Below are 19,260 nucleotides of genomic sequence, written 5' to 3' on the forward strand. Positions count from 1 at the left end.
TATAAATTATTTCACCAGTTAGTAGAGAAAACCATAAAAATGTTACATAATTTTCAAGAAAACTATCAAATCACTTAATTAAAATACAGTTAAAGCATGTTTTTACAAAAAAATAATGATTTAAATCAAAATAAACTATTGATAAACAACATCGAAAAACGATAGAGGACTCATCATGATTGTGACAAATATCGAAAGAATTACTAAAATCATCTGAACCGTATGATAGGTTTTTTCACGGTCACTTTCATTGATCTCAAAAGTAAATTTAATCTTATCCGGTCTCCTGATAATCAGTCCGGTAAAGATGAGAATGATAAGGTTTAATACTACCGGTAAAAACAGAAATATTTTGCTCCCATACTCATCTTTTCTCCCTCCATAGCTGTGAATGGGTATAATTTCCGGAACTGAGCTATACACTGAGAAAAGATAGACCGAATAACACAGAATAATAACAAAGGGAATACAGAATAAGACTTTTATATATTTTGGGATCATTTCAGTTTCTTTAAAGTTTTTTTCAGAAATTTCTCAGTGTCCTTCCTATCGGGTACTGTTGTAATTTCTTTTGTTAAGGCTCTTTCAAATTCCGCCTTTGCTTTGGAATACTCTTTCCTGTAAAAATAATATTTTCCAGCCATATAATATCCTTTCCAAAAATCAGGATTTAAGGAATGATAGCGGGCAATATAGCTATCTGTAAGAAACTCTCGATTTTGAATTGCATCACTTATTTTTGTATTCACCACTCTGTATTCCTCATAGTTTTTAAACTCCTGAGATTCTACAAAGGGATCCTTCCCGATATTAAGCTGTGATTTTGAAAGGTCGCTATGCTGCAACCCATTATCCGAGAATACTGTATTAAGATCATAACATACGAATTCCCCAAGCTGATATGGGTTGGAAGAGACCCAAACCAATTTTTTCTGAGGAGAAAATATAACCGCATGATGAGCCAATAGCTGGTTTAGAGACTTTTCGTTGCCATAACCTATATTTTCACCCTGCAACCCTGATCTGTTTCTTAAAATAGAAGCTATTTTCTCCGGGGTAAGTTTTTTTTCTTCCTGAAGAAGTTCCTGCAGCTTTTCGTACCTATATTCTGAATGACTTTCTTCGATATGCTTTTGGTTCCTTGTATCATCTTTATAGGCCTCAGACTGAAAATGATTAGTGCAAAGGACTCTGCTTGTATTTTGCACGCTGTAGACTCCAAAGTTTTTGGGCGATACTTCAATGATTACAGCCTTTTTATCATGAGCACTACCGACCAAAATAGATTCTGAAACGAAAACCTTTCTCTTTCTGGCAATAGCAATGGCTTCATCTATATTTTTGGCATACTGTAAGATCTCTCTTGTTACCAAGGAAATAGGTGTTTTGGCTGTTAAAGGAATTTTTGATTTCCCCGCATTGATAGTCACCGTGATTCCTTCTTTATTCATTCCTGAAACCACTCCTATCATTCCCGGCCAGCTTACTGACATATAAGGAATTCCCTCTTCCGGCTTCACAAATTCCACCAACTTATTTTTTGCAAAATCATCACCCACATAAAAATCAAAATTCCTTCCTATCAGAAGATCTCCGTCCTCTGTATTTTCATTCCAGACAGCCAGTGAAGAGCAGCCTACCATGGCCAGATCCTGCATAGCATGTCCAATATCGTGTGCTCCATGCAGGTAAAGATTCCGTAAGTATTTTGGGGCAATAAAATCATACTGATCTGATGAATACTGTGATAATCCATACAGCTCAGCCTGATAATCTTCTCTTACATTAAGATACATTTTTCTGTTGTACCATTTTAAAAAGCCTCTCAATATCTTCTGTCGAAATTTTGAAGGGACAAACCCCTCCACTTTTGAAAAGAAAATTCCCTCCTGTTTCTGCATCAGATCTTGTGTTAAAGCCCCATTATTATACCCTAACTGAAGTGGATTCCCTGTTATATAAAGCTCCCAGAGCTGCTGTTTATTTTTAGTCAGATAATTCTGTTTATAGCTAAAGGTCGTATCATTTATTCTATTTACTTTGGGAATCTCCAGTGAATATTGTTTTACATCGGGAAGGTGATGAACAGACTTTGATACCCCACATGAAATCAGGATACAGCAAAAAAGAAAATACAGAAAAAGTCTTTTATAGATGAGAGAATTGGTATCAGCTTTTTTCACGTTGGGTTCTTATTACATCATTTGATTTAAATGTCTGTCTATAGTTTCCTTACCTAAAATTTCAGAGCAGGTATTGAAAGCTCCGATAGTTACCCCTAAAATTCCGTGCATATTCACAGACTGACCTGTCAGAAACAGATTATCAATTTTAGTACGTGGAGAAACCATTGTTTTAAGTGGGTTTTCAGAGTTTTTCATATAACCGTACATATTTCCTTCAAAACTACCGATATAATCACGATAAGACAACGGTGAAGAAGTATATATTTTTTTGACAGCATGTGTAAGGTTAGGAATTTTCTTTTCCAGGGCATCAAGCATTTGCTCTGCTTTCGCCAGCTTAAACCGCTCATACATCTCTCCCCTTTCATGATCATCAGCCACTGTATTGAATGTATTTTCCCAGTCTTTAACCTCATCAAAGTCCATATAGGAAATAGCTGTCAGACTTTCTGCAAACTCAGGATAATGCCTGGAGGGTGACGATGAAAGCATATAGGTTTCCGGCCATGTTTCTTTCCTGTAACGGAAGGCACTCCACACCAGCTCCTCGGAGGAATAGTGGTATACATTATAATTAAAATTGGGAATAGTATTTGGCTTTAAGACCAAATATACACTGAAGCATGATGAAACAGGCTGCCAGCTTAAAACTCTGTTGAGAAAGGATTTTTTTAATCGCTCTTCTCCTATTAATTTGATGGTTGAGCGGATTTCAATATTTGAAATTATTTTTTTTGCCGTATATTCTTTACCGGAAGCTGTTTTCACTGATGTCAGTACATTATTGTCATCAAAAATAAAACCTGTTACCTCAGCATGTTTATGAATATCTGCCCCATACTGACGAAGTTTTCTGATCAATAATTTAGAAATCTGGCTTCCTCCTTTTAAACATTTGTAAGCACTCTGGATGTAGGAATTTACAGTTAAAGCATGAACATAAAAAGGAATGTTTTCAGAATCTCCGGCATAAAGGAAATTAGAGCCTAGTAAAACCGATTGCAGTTTTTTATCTGAAGTAACTGACTCTATAAACCTTCGGGTATTCAGATGCAGTATTTCTTCATTGTAATTATCTTTTCCCACGACGTTATATCTGGGGAACTGGCTGCACACATATTGAATTTCCTCACAATAATTTTCAAGGTTTTCTCTTTCGTCCGGAAAATAGACCGATAGCTGCTCAACAAAGTTCTGATATCCCTGAGCATGTGGGTAATCAATAGCGTCCTCACCAAAGGAGATTCTGTCATATCCGTCTTCATCCATTCGCTGAAGGTCCAGATCATCCATAATTTCCAGATAGGAAAAAAAAGTATTTAGATTTTGCCCCTTGGAAAGACCTCCCAAATAGTGAACTCCCGTATCAAAGACGAGCTTATCCCGTGAAAAAGTCTGTAAATTACCTCCGTACTGATTGTTTTTCTCCAATACACATACTTTAAGCCCTTCTTTCGCCAAAATAAGAGCCGAAACAAGACCTCCCAATCCGCTGCCGATTACAAGTATGTCATATTCTTTCTTCAAGGAGAATGTGCTTTAATTTAGAAATTAAGACTGCTCATCAAGAGGTGATCTGCCTTCGGTCTTTTAAAGATCCATAGACAGGCTAATCTAAATGGTTTCAGTTTTTGTTAGTTTTCAGGGATAAAAATAGAAAAATTAATCAACATCATCCCAAAAATCGAAATAATTAAACCATTGGAGCGGATATTTTCTGACCATGGTCTCCAGATTTTGAACGTAAGACTGCAAAAGTCCCTGAGAATCCCTGTTTTTAATATTCTGAGCAAGTCTTGCATAGAGATGGTAATGAAGATTATTTTCTTTCATTACATAAACATACACCACAGGTACTCCTAATCTTGAAGCAATAAGAAAAGGGCCTGCCGGAAATTTCGCACTTTTCCCCAGTAACTCGGCTTCCAGGAATTTGGATCCTTCAAAATAACGGTCGCCGGTAAAACAGATCAACTCATTATTTGACAATGCCTGATTAATCTCAAAGATATGCGACATATCTTCTTTGACATAAATAAATTTAATGGAACTTTCTTTTACCGCAACACTTTCCAGGTATTCTTTGATCACGGTAACCTCCTGATCTGTAGTCACCAGATTGATCTGGCAGTCGAAATCGATATCTGCAAAGAAATGTTCTGCAATTTCAAAATTACCGATATGGGCACTGATCAGAACACCTCCCTTTTTGGCGGCTAAAAGGCTTCTGAGGTTTTCAATACCATCAAATTCATAGGTGTATTTTTCTCGTAGTCCGGCAGAAATAGCCGTTTTATCAATCAGTACTTTTCCAAAAGTGAAATAGCTGTGAAATATGGAGCGCAAAGCCTTCCCATATCCGTAATTGAGCCTTTTCTGAAAATAATAAAGAATATATCGGTTGCTTTTTTTCTGGAACAGAAAGTAATAGGCAGCCACAAAATATAGGACAAAATATGAACTTCTGATTCCGATATTTCTAATACACCAAACGAATATTCTGTATCCTGATACCGTTCCTTTAGATTTACCTTTCCACTTGTTCATAAATATTGTTTACCAATGTAACCGTATACCAGCGTAACAATTATTGTATTAAATGTGTCCGGCATTGGTATACTGTCACATTATTATATGGGTATTATTGTAAAGAATAAAGATCTACTCAATACTAGGTAATTAAGCTTTTTTCTCAGCAATCTTATTTTCAATGGTTGTATAGAAGTCATCAAATGTCACCATTTTTTTGAAATCTGCTTCTCCTAATTTCACTCCGAAATTAGATTCAATCACCACAACCATATCAATATAATCTAAACTATCTAAGCCTAATGTACTTTTAAGATTGGCCTCATTACTGATTTCGTCTCCGTCTACCTCGAATTCATTTACCAGAAAATCATTAACAATGGCCACTATTTTTTCCCTTTCCATGTTTTTAATCAAATTTTTTAACTATTAATGCAGAATTGGTTCCCCCAAACCCAAAAGAATTCGACAAAAATACATCAATTTTTTGATTTTTTGTTTTGGAGACTAAATTTATCCTTTGAGCCTCATTATCAGGATTTTCAAGGTTTATATTAGGAGCTACAAAATCATTCTGCATCATCAGAATAGAGTAAATAACTTCACTTGCACCTGCCATCCAACATTCATGTCCCGTCATGGATTTAGTAGAGCTTACGGGAACCTCACTTCCGAAAATCTCATAAATTGCTTTTGCTTCGTTAGCATCCCCAATAGGAGTGGAGGTAGCATGAGCATTAATATAATCAATATCTGAAGCAGCTAATCCGGATTGCTGTAAAGCTCTGCCCATAGCTAAAGCCGGTCCATCAACATTAGGGGTTGAGATATGTCCTCCGTTTGAAGAAAAGCCGTAGCCTATAATTTCAGCAAGGATAGGAACGCCTCTTCTTTGTGCTGATTCTAAGCTTTCTACAATTAAAGTGGCTGCACCTCCGCTGGGAATTAAGCCATCTCTATCTGTATCAAAAGGTCTTGATGCTTTTGCAGGTTCGTTTTCCCGTGTTGAGAATACTCCCAACCCGTCAAAGCTTGCCATTGAATATTTATTGGTTTCCTGTGCTCCTCCACAGATGATCATATCCTGAAAACCGTTCTTGATCATCATAAAGGCCAGCCCCAAAGAATGCGACCCACTTGCACAGGCAGCACTGATGGTAAGATTAATTCCTTTCAACTTGAAAATCGTAGAAAGGTTCATGGTCACTGTTGAGTTCATTGATTTAAAGATCGCTCCCGATCCCATCAATGTAGTATCTTTTTTTTCCCGGGCAATATCAATAGACTCTACTACTGCCTTAGATACACTGTCATTTCCGTATAAAATCCCAACTTCATGGGTATCTAAAAAAGCTTCGTCAAGATTCGCCTGCTTCAAAGCATCAATGGTAGCAAGATAAGCATACTCACTTTCTTCTCCCATGCTTACACGCTGGCGTCTGTTAAGAAGATTTTTCAAATCCGGCTTTGGAACGACCCCTGTAAGGCCTGATCTGAAACCGAAGTCTTTTCTGTCTTCGTCTAAAACAATACCGGATTTTCCTTGATATAGGGATTCCCTGACCTCTTCTAAAGACGTCCCGATGCAGGAATAAATTCCCATTCCGGTAATCACAACCCTATTTTCCATCTTATGAATAAATTCCGCCGTTAATATTAATTATCTCTCCCGTAATGTAGGATGCTTTTCGGGAAGCTAAAAATGCTACTAAATCAGCTACTTCTTCTGCTTCTCCGAATCTGTTTGCAGGAATCATCGCTTTAAGCTCGTCTTCATTAAAATCCTGGGTCATATCTGTTTTGATGAAACCCGGTGCCACAGCATTTACGGTGATATTTCTTTTCGCCACTTCCTGGGCAAGCGCTTTTGTAGCTCCTACCAGAGCCCCTTTTGCTGCCGAATAATTGGTTTGTCCGGCTGTTCCTTTTACCCCGGAAACCGAAACCATATTGATGATTCTTCCGTATTTATTACGAAGCAGTTTTTGGATAAAAAAATTCGTCACATGGAAAAACCCGTTTAAGCTTGTATTGATCACACTGTTCCAGTCTTCTTTCGGCATCCACATAAACAAGCCGTCTCTGGTGATTCCGGCATTATTTACAATCACTTCTACTACAGCAGAAGGATTTGTATCCTGCCATTCTGTAAGGACGTTCTGTGTTTCCTCCGCATTTCCTACATCAAATTTAAGAATTTCTCCTGTAGAACCAAGCTCTTCCACTTTGGTCAATGTTTCCTTAGCTGCAGCCTCATTAGAGGTATAGTTGATCAGTATATGATAGTTTTTTTCTTCAGCCAGTTTTATACAGATGGCCCTCCCGATTCCTCTGGAGCCTCCTGTTACAATTGCACATTTCATGCGTTAGTGTTTATTTCGTTTTAGTTTTTTTTAAGTTAGCTTATACTCCTCAATCTAAAGACAATTCATTACGGTAAATAATTACATTGCTTTTAAATACATCTTTACCTTCTCTAAATATGGATACATCACCATATCATCTGAGAACGCAGGAATAATTTTTCTGATCTCATCATAAAGCTCTTTTGTAGATGATGAAACCTCATCCGGGAAACCTAGGTATTCAATTGCCTGAACTATAGTAATTGCCTCTATCGCCAGTACTTCAAATGCATTTTCAATTACTTTTCTACAGATCACAGCTGCATTGGTTCCCATACTTACAATATCCTGATTGTCATTATTATTAGGAATACTGTGAACATACATAGGGTTTGACAGCATCTGACTTTCCGCTGTAGTAGAAGTTGCCGTAAACTGTACTCCCTGCATCCCAAAATTGAAACCTAATTTACCTAAATTTACAAAAGGAGGCAAAATTTCATTGATCTTCGCATTTAAAAGATAGTTCAGCTGTCTTTCTGCAAGCATGGTCAACTTGGTTACCACAATTTTAAGTTTGTCCATTTCTAAAGAGATATAATCTCCATGAAAATTTCCACCGTGGTAAACATGCTGATCCTCAACATTGATAATCGGATTGTCATTGGCAGAATTGATTTCATTTTCAAGCACCTTTTCTGTATACTCCAAGGTGTCCAGCACAGGACCTAATATCTGAGGAACACATCGTAAAGAATAATATTCCTGAACTTTTTCTTTAAATACTTTTTCCTGCTCTTCAAAGTGAGTATAAAGATGGTCTGCTCTTTTTCTGATCAGTTTACTGTCTGCAAGATGTGTACGCATTCTTTCTGCCACTTTCTGCTGACCATAATGTCTTTTTGTGCCGTTCAAAGCTTCAGACAGGTGATCATCATAAGCCTGAACAATCTCATTAATTGCACAGGAAAGTCTAATGGAAATATCGGTCAGCTGATTCGCTTTATAGGCATTGACAATCCCTATACCCGACATTACAGAAGTTCCGTTCATTAAAGCAAGCCCCTCACGGATCTCCACTTTGATAGGTTCAAGTCCTTCAATGGCAAAAACATCGTTTATAGATCTTCTTTCTCCTTTGTAAAACACTTCTCCTTCACCAATCAGTACTAAAGCCAGGTGTGCCAGCTGTACAAGATCTCCACTTGCTCCTACTCCACCGTGTTCAAAAATCAAAGGGGTAATATCCCTGTTGATCAATTCCTGAAGAAGATAAATAACAGACTGATGTACTCCGGAATTTCCTAAAGACAGGGTATTCAGCCTTGCCAGCATACAGGCTTTCACTTCCTGTGCCGGTAAGGGATTTCCTATTCCCGAAGAATGACTTCTAATTAAATTATATTGAAGCTGAAGGGTGTCCTCATCACTGATTTTAAACTGAGCCATCGGACCAAAACCCGTATTGACTCCATATATTACTTTATTTTTTGAAAATTCCTTTAAAAATTGAAAGCTTGTATCGACTCTTGATAAAAGTGATTCATCCAGTTCAATTTTTTCATTTTCAATGATAATTTTTTGAAAATCTTTCAGTCCTAAAAAGTTATTTATTTTCATTAATCAAAAGTAATAGTTGATAATTTTGTAAAATATTAATTATTTGTCACTAATTTTGCGGCAAAGATAGAAGTTATTATTAAAATAAAAAATCAAGATGAGCAAAGAATTTGTTGACGTTCTTGTAATCGGAGCTGGACCTTCCGGATGCGTATCTTCTTCATACCTTAAGAAGAATAATGTCAACGTAAAGGTGGTTGAAAAGACAAAATTCCCAAGACTGGTAGTTGGAGAAAGCTTGATTCCAAGGGTCATGGACCACTTTGATGAAGCCGGACTTTTCCCCGCATTGGACAAAATGGGCTTTGAAAAAAAACTGGGTGCACGTTTTCTTCGTGGAGACGAGGTCTGCATTTTTGATTTTAGTGATAAATTCGGAGAAGGCTGGGACTGGACCTGGCAGGTTCCGAGAGCTGATTTTGACCATACCCTGGCTCAGGAGGTCATTAATAAAGGAATTGACCTTGAGTTTGAGACAGAGGTTACTGCTATCAGATTTGACGGTACGGATTCAGTGACCACAGTCCGAAACAAAGATGGAGAGACAAAAGAGATCCACGCCAAGTTTGTTATAGATTCCAGCGGTTACGGAAGAGTACTTCCCCGCTTACTAGATCTTGAAAAACCTTCAAAATTATCTCCCCATTCTGCTATTTTTTCTCATGTAAAGGATACCAACAGAGAAGAGGGCGAAGAGGGAACATTAATATCTTTCGACATCATTGAAACAGAGGTATGGCTTTGGGTCATTCCTTTTTCTAACGGGAACACAAGTGTAGGAATTGTAGGTCCTACAGAATATATTGATAAATTGTCTGAAAACGGAGATCCTTCTGAAGCGTTAAGAAAAGCAATTTCTCTATCTGACTATTATGTAAAACGTTTTGGAGAGGTAGATTTTCTCTTTGAGCCAAAACATCTGAAAGATTATTCATGTTCAGTAAAAAGTTTATTTGGAGATGGGTTTGCTTTAACGGGTAATGCATCTGAGTTTCTTGACCCGGTTTTCTCATCGGGAATGGCTTTTGCTACAGAGTCGGGAATGCTTGCCGCAAAATTAGCTGTAAGACAACTGAACGGAGAAAAAATTAACTGGCAAACAGAATATACAGATTATATCTTATATGGTGTAGATGTTTTCACCACCTATGTAAAGGAATGGTATACAGGTAATCTTCAGGAATTATTCTTCCACCAACCGGAAAACCCTGATGTCAAGAAAAAAATATGTGCCGTGTTAGCAGGATATGTATGGAATAAGGACAATCCTTTTGTGAAAAAACATGATACTGTGATTAAGAATCTTGCCAACCTCATCAAACAGGAAAGACAGGAACAGCAAAATCAACAATAAAAAAACGGTCTGAAATTCAGACCGTTTTTATTTTTATTTTAAAGTTTTTTTAATCTCTTTGCCCAAATACCTTCCGGCAGATTCGTAGGCAGCAGCAATTCTGCCATATTCCATCACGAATTCTTTATTATTGACAAATTTATCAAACTTGTTAAGTTCTACTTTGGCTAACACAACTGAGGGATTAGTGGTTTCCACCAGTTTTATAGTACCGGTTATCTCTGCTGTCATGGCAGTAAGTCCGGCATGCCAGCCCGGGAAAATCCATTTGGGTTCCACTATTAATGTATATTTTGCGGAGCTGTCTTTTTTAAATGAAATATTCTTGTAAGATTTATTAAGCCCTTTCGCAAAATAATCTATATAGTCTTCTTTTTTATATTTCTCCCATTCTGCAATCCACTTCTTCCACGCTTCCTCTCCTCTTTTAGGATTTTCCAACACTTGTTTTTTCCTGTTTTCAAGATATTGAGCTTCTGTAATATTTTCTTTCATAAATAATACATTCTCAAATAGAAGTTCTACATTTACTTCAGTCTGATCTTTTAATAAGCCGAGACTCCCTGAAACAACTTTCATTTTGTCCTGTCCAAAAGCCGTTGTAATCAACACCATGAACCCCAGCAATAATAATTTTTTCATAGTTAGTAGCATTAAATTTAAGCCACCAAATATATCATAAAAAAGGAATTATTTTAATGCTGAAATTCATATTACCTTAAATCAATAAAAGTTATTGGTTTTCTGCTATTTGGATGGTAAACAGTTTTAGATAATATTTCAAAATCTACCATTTCAATCTTAGGACTTACCCTAAGTTTTGCCCGGAAATGATCTCTTACTTCATGTACAAAGTTTTCATTCTCTTCCTCTGTACTTACCCTGATTATAATTTCATCAAGTCCTATTTCATTAGCCTGAATAACGATCTGATAACAGAGAATACCATTAAAATCATTCAGAATATCATTCATGGCCGGAGGATATAATGTTGTCCCTTTATATTTAATCATCTGTTGCTTTCTGCCAACTACAGGACCCAATCTCATGGTATTTCTTCCACACTGACATGGCTCATAATGAGCTTTTACAATATCTCCTGTTTTAAATCTCAACAAAGGAATTGCTTCTACCCCCAACGTAGTAATCGTAAGCTCACCGCTTTCTCCTTCTTCCACAGGATCTCCGTGATCATCCAGAATTTCTGTAATAATAAGTTCAGGGTGATGATGTCCACCAATCTGAAACTCACATTCCGTGAAAGCTGTACTCATCTCGGTAGATGCATAGGTTGAAAAAAGATTGATATTCCATTTTTCTTTGATTTTCTGAGAAAGAATATTATCTGTAAAATCCTGGTTTTTGATACTTTCTCCAATACAGACAGCACCGTAAACACTGGAATTTTTATAATCAAGACCGTGTTTTTCGGCATAATCAATCATTTTCAGCAAAAAAGAAGGCACAGTAATCAGGTACTTAGGCTGGTACCTAAAAATAGAATCCCACTGAAGTTCCGGAATTCCTGGTCCCATTCTCACAACGCTTGCCCCCATTTTTCTTAAACCCAAGAAGTACGCAAGACCAGCCATAAAGCGTTTGTCAATGGTTGTGATCATCTGTACCACATCTCCTTTCTGAATTCCTGCACAGGCAAAAGAGATGGCTTCATTGTAAGCCAGTCTCTCAAGATCACTGTCAGACAGTCCAAATGTCACTGGATCTCCCAGTGTTCCTGAAGTTGTGCTATAATCAACAATTTTATCCGGAGGAATACAGAAAAAGTCATGATTATGCTGCTGTAAATCATCTTTTGTAGTCGTAGGGATTTTCTGCAGATCTTCCAGAGTGATGATATTCTTTATATGAATATCATTTTCTTTGAATAGTTTTTGATAAAAAGGTGAATTATTTTCAAGATAAACCAATAGCTCCTGAAGTTTTATCTCCTGAAACTTTTTAATTTCCTGAATGGATGACTGTTCGATGGATGGATGAAATTCCAATGATTTTAATTTTAGAAGACAAATTTATTTAAAAATAAAAGATTGAAACATGAAAAGATTAAAAGATTAGTATCCTCCATTAATTTATCTCTGAAACGTTAAAGTTTGTGTATTGGTATTTCCTGCAGTATTGACTGTAGTTACTTTTAAAGTATGTTCACCAGATCCTTTGGGACACTTTTCATCGAAGGTATAAATAAAATAATCTTTTACTCGTGCAAATCTAAGCCACTTTCCATCAAGCTCAGCTCTAAATGAAACAATGTCACCCACTTTTGTATTTCCTTTCAAACGTAAAGTCCCGGTGTTTATAAGTGCTCCATCTTTCCATTCCGTCATAACAGATGGAAAACTATGGTCTACGATCAGTTGCACAGTACCCAATCTGTTAAATTGCCCCTGTACCCAATCTCCGGTCCAGCTTCCTTTTACAGCATCTTTATCACTTCCATAATCCAGCAACATAACCACTTTATCTTTTTCCTGTTGGGTTAATTTCCTGTTGGGTTTTATTTTCAATGTATATTTATCATGAATGGAAACATAGGGATGATGCAGCACTATTGTATTGGAAACTCCATTTTCCTCAGCGTTTGGTTTTTCATACATGTTAAAATTCACTGCATCATACACTGCATTTTTACTGAAAACTATTTGCCCATTTTCTGTGGTCATTGTTTTTCCTTCATTTGGCTTTATCGTTGTACTGGTAGACGAAATACTATTTCCGTTATTATTCAGCTGCACTTTTGTTGCCAACCGGCTTGTATTTCCGTTCACGTCTTTTAAAATAATCTCAATATGATGAACCTCTTTATCCTGAAGATTAATAACTCCCGATAAGTTGGGAAGGCTGTAGTTCTGTAATTTCATTCCCGGTAAAACAGATAAATGCTGGATATTCATTTTGTCCCTGATGAATTTGGTGTAATCTATACAGCCATTCTGATAGCGGGTATCATCATAGCTCACTTTATCAATGGAAAAACCATAGATAAGCTTACCGTCCATTACTAATTCTGCCTGGTAAACGCCAAGGTTAAATCCCTGATTGGCCTTATCCACCGCTTTAACCGCAAAGCTGATCATCGGCGAATTTACCGTGACAAGATCCGTTGTATATATATTTCCTGCTTTTTTTACAGCGACTCCGTTTGCTCCCGGTTCATAGGTACTGAAGCTTCTGTCATACCAGTACAGCCCACTAATAATAGGAGCTACAGAGTCTGGAATGGCAAAACCAAACAGCAGAGGATTAAGACATTCTTCCGTTTTGGTATCCCTTATTTCAAAATGTAAGTGGGGCCCTGCGGAACCTCCTGTATTTCCACTCAAAGCAATAAGCTGCCCTTTTGTTACGGGAAACTGCCCCGGCTGAAATGTAATATCCTGTTCCCACTTTTCATCTTTATATTGTCTTTCTTTTACATACTCATCAAGTCTGTCAAAATATTTATTCAGATGGGCATACACTGTGGTATAGCCGTTGGGATGGGTAATATAGACTGCATTCCCAAAACCATAACGTTCCACTTTTATCCTGCTTACATAGCCGTCTGCTGCTGCCACTACCGGCAGGTTTTCTTTACTGTTCGTCCGTAAATCCAAGCCCATATGAAAATGGTTAGCCCGGACTGCCCCAAAATTGGCAGCCAGCTGCATGGGAATATTTAGGGGATTGCGGAAGTAGTTTTGTGGATAATTATGTTGAGCCTGGGCAGAGAAGCTGTTGATGAAACAAACAATCAGCATCAGTTTATAAAAGATTTTCATACAGCATTTGGGTTTAGATCTATTTAAATATACGGAATTTCAAGCAATGATTGTGCTATTTTCCTCGTATAGATTTTATTTTTAACCGGAGATATACCTGGATTTTCAAAGATCATGTGAATAAAAATCTGAGCGATCTGAAATAGTTCATATTTACATTTGGGTTAAATCCGATGGCTGGAGTAATTTACATTTTAGGTTGACCAAAGCCCAATTCTACCGAATAAGGACGGTGAAATTTTATTGTAAAAAAAGACGGAAAAACTCACTTATTCACCATTCATCATTCACTTTCATGCTTACCCTACATTTATATTTCTGAAATTGAACTTTTTAATAGATGATATCAAAATAAAACATATATTATAAACCGACAAAATTTAGTAAATTTGCAGACTTAATTAATCAACGATATTGAGATATTTACAATGAGCCAATTTAAAGAATACAAAAACCTCAACCTTATTGACATAGCCGACAATGTAGCGGAATTTTGGAAACAGAATAATACGTTCAGTAAAAGTGTTGAGATTCGTCAGGGCAATCCTGAGTTTGTTTTTTATGAAGGTCCGCCTTCAGCAAACGGTATGCCTGGAATTCACCACGTAATGGCAAGAGCATTGAAAGATATTTTCTGCCGTTACCAAACGCAAAACGGTAAACAGGTTTTCCGTAAAGCGGGTTGGGATACGCATGGTCTTCCTGTGGAACTGGGTGTAGAAAAAGAATTAGGAATTACGAAAGAAGATATTGGCAAAAAAATCTCTATTGAAGACTACAATAAAGCATGCCGTGAAGCAGTAATGCGTTATACGGATGTGTGGAATAACCTTACTGAAAAAATCGGGTATTGGGTAGATCTTGAAGATCCGTACATCACGTACAAGTCAAAATATATGGAAACCGTTTGGTGGTTATTGAAACAGTTATATGACAAAAGCTTGTTGTATAAAGGGTATACCATCCAACCTTACTCTCCAAAAGCAGGAACAGGGCTTTCTTCCCACGAGCTGAACCAGCCGGGAACGTATCGTGATGTTTCAGATACTACGATTGTAGCCCAGTTTAAGGTAAAGAAAGATTCATCTGCTTTATTCAGTGATGTTGAAGGAGATGTGCATATCCTGGCATGGACAACTACTCCATGGACATTGCCATCCAACACAGCACTTACAGTAGGCAGAGATATTGAATATGTGGTAGTGAAAACTTTCAATCAGTATACTTTTGAACCTGTAACAGTAGTCTTATCAAGAGTTTTATTACCTAAGGTTTTCGGTAAAAAATATACAGAGGGAACTGATGAGGATTTCGCGAACTATACTTCGGAAAGCAAGGTCATCCCTTTTAAAGTTTTAAAAGAATTTACAGGAGAACAGCTTGTTGATACAAGGTATGAGCAATTAGTTCCTTGGTTTACCCCTAATGACAACCCTGAAAATGCTTTCAGAGTAATCCTGGGAGACTTTGTAACAACAGAGGATGGTACAGGTATCGTTCACACGGCTCCTACTTTTGGTGCTGATGATGCGAGGGTTGCTAAGATGGCTCAGCCTGAAATTCCACCGATGTTGGTAAAGGATGAAAATGACAACCTTGTACCGTTGGTAGATTTGCAGGGAAGATTCATCAAAGGAGAAAACGTTCCTGAAGTCTATGCTGGAAAGTATATCAAAAACGAATATTACGATGAAGGGACTGCTCCTGAAAAATCTTGGGATGTAGAGCTTGCCATTCTGTTGAAAACAGAAAACAAAGCCTTCAAAGTAGAAAAATATGTCCACTCGTATCCGCATTGCTGGAGAACAGACAAACCGGTATTATACTATCCATTAGACTCATGGTTTGTAAAGATGACCGCTGTAAAAGACAGATTGGTAAACCTGAACAAAGAGATCAACTGGAAGCCAAAAGCTACCGGAGAAGGACGTTTTGCCAACTGGCTTGAAAATGTAAACGACTGGAACCTTTCCCGTTCACGTTATTGGGGTATTCCATTACCGATCTGGAGAACGGATGATCTGAAAGAAGAGAAAATCATAGGTTCTGTAGAAGAGCTTTACAACGAAATTGAAAAGTCTATTGCAGCAGGATTAATGACTGAAAACCCGTTCAAAGGTTTTGTTGTTGGAAATATGTCTGAATCAAACTATGAACTGGTTGATCTTCATAAAAATGTGGTTGACAAAGTGGTGTTGGTTTCTGATTCCGGAAGAGCAATGAAGCGTGAAAGCGACCTGATCGACGTTTGGTTTGATTCAGGGTCGATGCCGTATGCACAGCTGCATTATCCTTTTGAAAATAAAGAATTAATAGACAATCATAAAGCTTTCCCGGCTGACTTTATTGCTGAAGGTGTTGATCAGACCCGTGGATGGTTCTATACACTTCATGCTATCGGAACAGCTGTTTTTGATTCTGTAGCCTATAAAAACGTAATGAGTAACGGTCTTGTTCTGGATAAAAACGGACAGAAGATGTCAAAACGTTTAGGAAATGCAGTGGATCCGTTTGAAACACTTTCTGTATATGGGCCTGATGCTACCCGTTGGTATATGATCTCCAATGCCAATCCTTGGGAAAACCTGAAATTTGATATTGAAGGAATTGATGAGGTAAGAAGAAAGTTCTTTGGAACACTGTACAATACGTATTCATTCTTTGCACTATATGCGAATGTTGATGGGTTCAACTATTCAGAGAAAGAAGTGGAAAACCGTCCTGAAATAGACAGATGGATCCTTTCTGAGCTGAACCTTCTGATCAAAGAGGTGAAAGCATTCTATGAAGATTATGAACCTACCCGAGTAGCAAGAGCGATCAGCACATTTGTGAATGACAACTTAAGTAACTGGTACGTAAGATTATGCAGAAGACGTTTCTGGAAGGGAGAATATTCGGATGATAAAATCTCTGCTTATCAGACTTTATATACCTGTCTGGAGGTAGTAACGAAACTATCTGCACCTATTGCTCCATTCTTTATGGATCAGTTGTATCAGGACTTAAATAAAGTAACAGGTAAAGAAAACTGTGAATCTGTGCATTTAACGGATTTCCCGGTTGCAGATGAAAGTTTAATCGATCAGGATTTGGTTGAAAAAACTCATTTGGCTCAGAATATTACCAGTATGGTTTTCTCTTTAAGAAAGAAAGAGAACGTAAAAGTACGTCAGCCATTACAAAAAGTATTAATTCCTGTATTGGACTCTAAAACAGAGGAACAGATTTTGGCAGTTGCCGATCTGATCAAGCAGGAAGTAAATGTGAAAGAATTACAGTTAATCAATGCTGAAGAAGCATCTCATTTAATTGTAAAACAGATAAAACCCAACTTCAAAGCACTAGGTCCTAAATTAGGAAAAGACATGAAAGTAGTAGGGGCTGAAATCAGCAATCTTAGTACAGAACAGATTTCAGATCTTGAGAAAGAAGGGAAGCTTGATATTCAGGGATATGAGATCACATTAGATGATGTGGAAATCTCAACAAAAGACATCCCGGGATGGACGGTAACCTCTGATGGAAAAACAACTGTGGCATTAGATTTGACATTAACAGATGAGTTAAAATCTGAAGGAATCGCAAGAGAGTTCATCAATAGAATTCAGAACCTGCGAAAAGATAAGAATTTTGAGCTGACAGACAGAATTAATATCTTCATTGAGGAGAATTCTCCTTACATTGAAAATGTTAAGAAAAATGAGGAATATATTTCTTCTGAAGTCTTGTCAAATAAAATAGAAATTGTATCTTCACTTTCAAATTTTAACGAAATCGAAATAGATGAGGTTAGTTTTAAGATAAATATCGAAAAAAATTAACATGTAGTTATTGTATTTCAAAATCCATTTCATAATTTTATTAAAAAAGAGAAAGAATATGTCAGACGAAAGAGTTAGATACAGCGATGCTGATTTACAGGAATTTAAGGCAATCATAAAAGAAAAAATAGAGAAAGCAGAAAAAGATCTTCAGCTCATCAGAGAAAGTTTCATCAATGACCAGAATAATGGGACAGATGACACTTCACCTACCTTCAAGGCTTTTGAAGAAGGAGCAGAAACATTGAGTAAGGAGCAAAACTCTATTTTGGCAGGAAGACAGGAAAAATTCGTGCGTGATCTTAAAAATGCTTTAATCAGAATCGAAAATAAAACGTATGGTGTTTGCAGAGTAACAGGGAAGCTTATTCCTAAGGAAAGACTTTTAGCCGTTCCTCACGCTACCTTGAGCATCGAAGCGAAAAACATGCAAAAATAACCGTAAGGTTTGTAAAATAATATTGGGTTTATATTGTATTCACGGATACTTTATAAACCTAATTTTTAATGTATACCCATGAACGAATTATTAATTTTAGTAATTATCGTCGTAGGAGTTTTATTGTTTTTCAACAGAGAATGGATCAAAAAAAGGATCTTTCCCGATAAACATACAAATTACACGATAGATGATCAGTTTAATTCCGATAAACGTGAAAGGGAAAAAGAAGTCGACAGGCTTTTGAGTAAGATGGGCAAAAACGGAATTAATGATCTTTCTCCAAAAGAAAGAAAAAGACTTGACGAATTGTCCAAAATGTAACATTTAAATATAAGAAATGGAATCTATCATCGTACACCCAAAAAATGCAATGGAGCTCAGCGCTCTGAAAGGCGTTTTAAAAGAAATGAACATTAAATTTGAAAAGGCTCATGTGAAAAGTTCATTTAATGGACAGAAAGTGATTAAGAAAGCGAGCGATAATAAAAATGCAAAAACAGCTTCAAAACCGCCAAAACCTAAAGGACTGTAATGAAAAAGATATTAGCTATCACATTTTTGGTATTGTTAATTGACCAGGCTTCTAAAATTTATATTAAAACCCATTTTAATCTGGATGACAGCGTGACTGTTCTTCCCGGATTCAAACTGACCTTTGTGGAAAATCCCGGGATGGCTTATGGGTTTCACTTTGGAGGGATCATCGGAAAATACTTTCTGGTTATCCTGAGACTTTTCCTAATTGGAGGAATGGTATATATGTTTAAAAAATGGCTGAAAGAAGGAGCCTCAAACTATCTTCTGATTCCTATGTCTATTATTTTTGCCGGAGCTATCGGAAATATTATCGATGGCATGTTTTACGGAATGATCTTCGACAGCGGAACGGTTTATGATCAAAGCATTGATCGTTGGCTGGGATATGGCGGAATTTCTAAGTTTGTTCCTTTTGGCCAGGGATACTCTACTTTTATGAAAGGCTGTGTGGTTGATATGCTTCACTTCCCACTGGTAGACTGGTACGTACCGGAAAACATCCCTTTGATTGGCGGAAAACATATTGAATTCTTCAAGTATATTTTCAATGTGGCCGATTCTGCTATTACCGTAGGAGCCGCTTTACTGTTAATCTTCAGAAAAAAAGCTTTCCCGAACGGGCTTGAGTTTTAAAAGATTTATTT

17 protein-coding genes are annotated in these 19,260 nt (G+C 37.0%); 6 read left to right on the forward strand and 11 right to left on the reverse strand.

The annotated features are described in order from the left end of the window. Window positions 1–135 precede the first annotated feature (135 nt). The 8 genes from JML65_RS17570 to hutH form a co-directional block, all read right to left on the reverse strand. Entirely contained in the window at window positions 136–501 is a 366-nt protein-coding gene (locus JML65_RS17570; protein ID WP_202271584.1) for a hypothetical protein, read from the reverse strand. Then, entirely contained in the window at window positions 498–2,183 is a 1,686-nt protein-coding gene (locus JML65_RS17575; RefSeq protein ID WP_410669742.1) for a C45 family autoproteolytic acyltransferase/hydolase, read from the reverse strand. The genes JML65_RS17570 and JML65_RS17575 overlap by 4 nt, the downstream gene beginning before the upstream one ends. A 12-nt stretch (window positions 2,184–2,195) precedes the next feature. Then, window positions 2,196–3,713, reverse strand: a complete 1,518-nt coding sequence (locus JML65_RS17580; protein WP_202271585.1) for a phytoene desaturase family protein — start codon at window positions 3,711–3,713, stop codon at window positions 2,196–2,198. A 135-nt stretch (window positions 3,714–3,848) separates the two neighbouring features. Further along, window positions 3,849–4,733, reverse strand: a complete 885-nt coding sequence (locus JML65_RS17585) for a lipid A biosynthesis acyltransferase (RefSeq protein ID WP_047492440.1) — start codon at window positions 4,731–4,733, stop codon at window positions 3,849–3,851. Between the two features lie 132 nt (window positions 4,734–4,865). Then, the gene (locus JML65_RS17590) at window positions 4,866–5,120 is read right to left on the reverse strand and encodes an acyl carrier protein (protein ID WP_047492437.1); all 255 of its coding nucleotides are present in this window, start codon (window positions 5,118–5,120) and stop codon (window positions 4,866–4,868) included. 4 nt (window positions 5,121–5,124) lie between these two features. Beyond that, window positions 5,125–6,345 (reverse strand): beta-ketoacyl-[acyl-carrier-protein] synthase family protein, encoded by a 1,221-nt coding sequence (locus JML65_RS17595; protein WP_047492434.1) that lies wholly within the window; start codon window positions 6,343–6,345, stop codon window positions 5,125–5,127. Between the two features lies 1 nt (window position 6,346). Continuing rightward, window positions 6,347–7,078, reverse strand: coding sequence for a 3-oxoacyl-ACP reductase FabG (gene fabG / locus JML65_RS17600; RefSeq protein WP_084087091.1), 732 nt, complete (start codon window positions 7,076–7,078; stop codon window positions 6,347–6,349). Window positions 7,079–7,159: 81 nt separating this feature from the next. Continuing rightward, window positions 7,160–8,680 (reverse strand): histidine ammonia-lyase, encoded by a 1,521-nt coding sequence (gene hutH / locus JML65_RS17605; protein ID WP_202271586.1) that lies wholly within the window; start codon window positions 8,678–8,680, stop codon window positions 7,160–7,162. A gap of 97 nt (window positions 8,681–8,777) precedes the next feature. Here hutH and JML65_RS17610 point away from each other — a divergent pair, with 97 nt between their 5' ends. Next, entirely contained in the window at window positions 8,778–10,034 is a 1,257-nt protein-coding gene (locus tag JML65_RS17610; protein ID WP_202271587.1) for an NAD(P)/FAD-dependent oxidoreductase, read from the forward strand. Window positions 10,035–10,067: 33 nt separating this feature from the next. On the opposite strand, the gene JML65_RS17615 is transcribed toward JML65_RS17610, so the two are convergent. From JML65_RS17615 to JML65_RS17625, 3 genes are all read right to left on the reverse strand, one after another. Continuing rightward, on the reverse strand, window positions 10,068–10,676 hold the full coding sequence (locus tag JML65_RS17615) for a hypothetical protein (protein ID WP_202271588.1): 609 nt from the start codon (window positions 10,674–10,676) through the stop codon (window positions 10,068–10,070). A 71-nt stretch (window positions 10,677–10,747) separates the two neighbouring features. Next, complete coding sequence (locus tag JML65_RS17620; RefSeq protein WP_202271589.1) at window positions 10,748–12,040, reverse strand: phenylacetate--CoA ligase family protein; 1,293 nt, start codon at window positions 12,038–12,040, stop codon at window positions 10,748–10,750. 84 nt (window positions 12,041–12,124) lie between these two features. Further along, window positions 12,125–13,813: a M23 family metallopeptidase gene (locus JML65_RS17625; RefSeq protein ID WP_202271590.1), complete on the reverse strand. Its 1,689-nt coding sequence runs from the start codon at window positions 13,811–13,813 to the stop codon at window positions 12,125–12,127. Between the two features lie 428 nt (window positions 13,814–14,241). Between JML65_RS17625 and ileS the strand changes: the two genes are divergently transcribed. From ileS to JML65_RS17650, 5 genes are all read left to right on the forward strand, one after another. Continuing rightward, complete coding sequence (gene ileS / locus JML65_RS17630; RefSeq protein WP_202271591.1) at window positions 14,242–17,637, forward strand: isoleucine--tRNA ligase; 3,396 nt, start codon at window positions 14,242–14,244, stop codon at window positions 17,635–17,637. Window positions 17,638–17,695: 58 nt separating this feature from the next. Beyond that, window positions 17,696–18,076 carry a TraR/DksA family transcriptional regulator gene (locus JML65_RS17635; protein ID WP_002983772.1) on the forward strand — a complete coding sequence of 127 codons (381 nt, stop codon included), beginning with the start codon at window positions 17,696–17,698 and terminating at the stop codon, window positions 18,074–18,076. A gap of 78 nt (window positions 18,077–18,154) precedes the next feature. Beyond that, complete coding sequence (locus JML65_RS17640; RefSeq protein WP_047492404.1) at window positions 18,155–18,400, forward strand: DUF6576 domain-containing protein; 246 nt, start codon at window positions 18,155–18,157, stop codon at window positions 18,398–18,400. Between the two features lie 16 nt (window positions 18,401–18,416). After that, window positions 18,417–18,611 (forward strand): DUF2683 family protein, encoded by a 195-nt coding sequence (locus JML65_RS17645; RefSeq protein ID WP_047492401.1) that lies wholly within the window; start codon window positions 18,417–18,419, stop codon window positions 18,609–18,611. Further along, on the forward strand, window positions 18,611–19,249 hold the full coding sequence (locus JML65_RS17650) for a lipoprotein signal peptidase (RefSeq protein ID WP_047492398.1): 639 nt from the start codon (window positions 18,611–18,613) through the stop codon (window positions 19,247–19,249). Before JML65_RS17645 ends, JML65_RS17650 begins: the two co-directional genes overlap by 1 nt. The last annotated feature ends 11 nt before the right edge of the window (window positions 19,250–19,260 follow it).

This window comes from Chryseobacterium sp. KMC2 (genome assembly GCF_016756935.1).
Classification (GTDB): Bacteria; Bacteroidota; Bacteroidia; order Flavobacteriales; family Weeksellaceae; genus Chryseobacterium; species Chryseobacterium rhizosphaerae.

Excerpts from the sequence above, each read along its gene's own strand:
- JML65_RS17570 (WP_202271584.1), bottom strand. The coding sequence starts at position 501 with ATGATCCCAAAATATATAAAAGTCTTATTCTGTATTCCCTTTGTTATT.
- JML65_RS17585 (WP_047492440.1), bottom strand. The coding sequence starts at position 4,733 with ATGAACAAGTGGAAAGGTAAATCTAAAGGAACGGTATCAGGATACAGA.
- JML65_RS17590 (WP_047492437.1), bottom strand. The coding sequence starts at position 5,120 with ATGGAAAGGGAAAAAATAGTGGCCATTGTTAATGATTTTCTGGTAAAT.
- JML65_RS17595 (WP_047492434.1), bottom strand. The coding sequence starts at position 6,345 with ATGGAAAATAGGGTTGTGATTACCGGAATGGGAATTTATTCCTGCATC.
- fabG (WP_084087091.1), bottom strand. The coding sequence starts at position 7,078 with ATGAAATGTGCAATTGTAACAGGAGGCTCCAGAGGAATCGGGAGGGCC.
- hutH (WP_202271586.1), bottom strand. The coding sequence starts at position 8,680 with ATGAAAATAAATAACTTTTTAGGACTGAAAGATTTTCAAAAAATTATC.
- JML65_RS17610 (WP_202271587.1), top strand. The coding sequence starts at position 8,778 with ATGAGCAAAGAATTTGTTGACGTTCTTGTAATCGGAGCTGGACCTTCC.
- JML65_RS17615 (WP_202271588.1), bottom strand. The coding sequence starts at position 10,676 with ATGAAAAAATTATTATTGCTGGGGTTCATGGTGTTGATTACAACGGCT.
- JML65_RS17625 (WP_202271590.1), bottom strand. The coding sequence starts at position 13,813 with ATGAAAATCTTTTATAAACTGATGCTGATTGTTTGTTTCATCAACAGC.
- ileS (WP_202271591.1), top strand. The coding sequence starts at position 14,242 with ATGAGCCAATTTAAAGAATACAAAAACCTCAACCTTATTGACATAGCC.
- JML65_RS17635 (WP_002983772.1), top strand. The coding sequence starts at position 17,696 with ATGTCAGACGAAAGAGTTAGATACAGCGATGCTGATTTACAGGAATTT.
- JML65_RS17640 (WP_047492404.1), top strand. The coding sequence starts at position 18,155 with ATGAACGAATTATTAATTTTAGTAATTATCGTCGTAGGAGTTTTATTG.
- JML65_RS17645 (WP_047492401.1), top strand. The coding sequence starts at position 18,417 with ATGGAATCTATCATCGTACACCCAAAAAATGCAATGGAGCTCAGCGCT.
- JML65_RS17650 (WP_047492398.1), top strand. The coding sequence starts at position 18,611 with ATGAAAAAGATATTAGCTATCACATTTTTGGTATTGTTAATTGACCAG.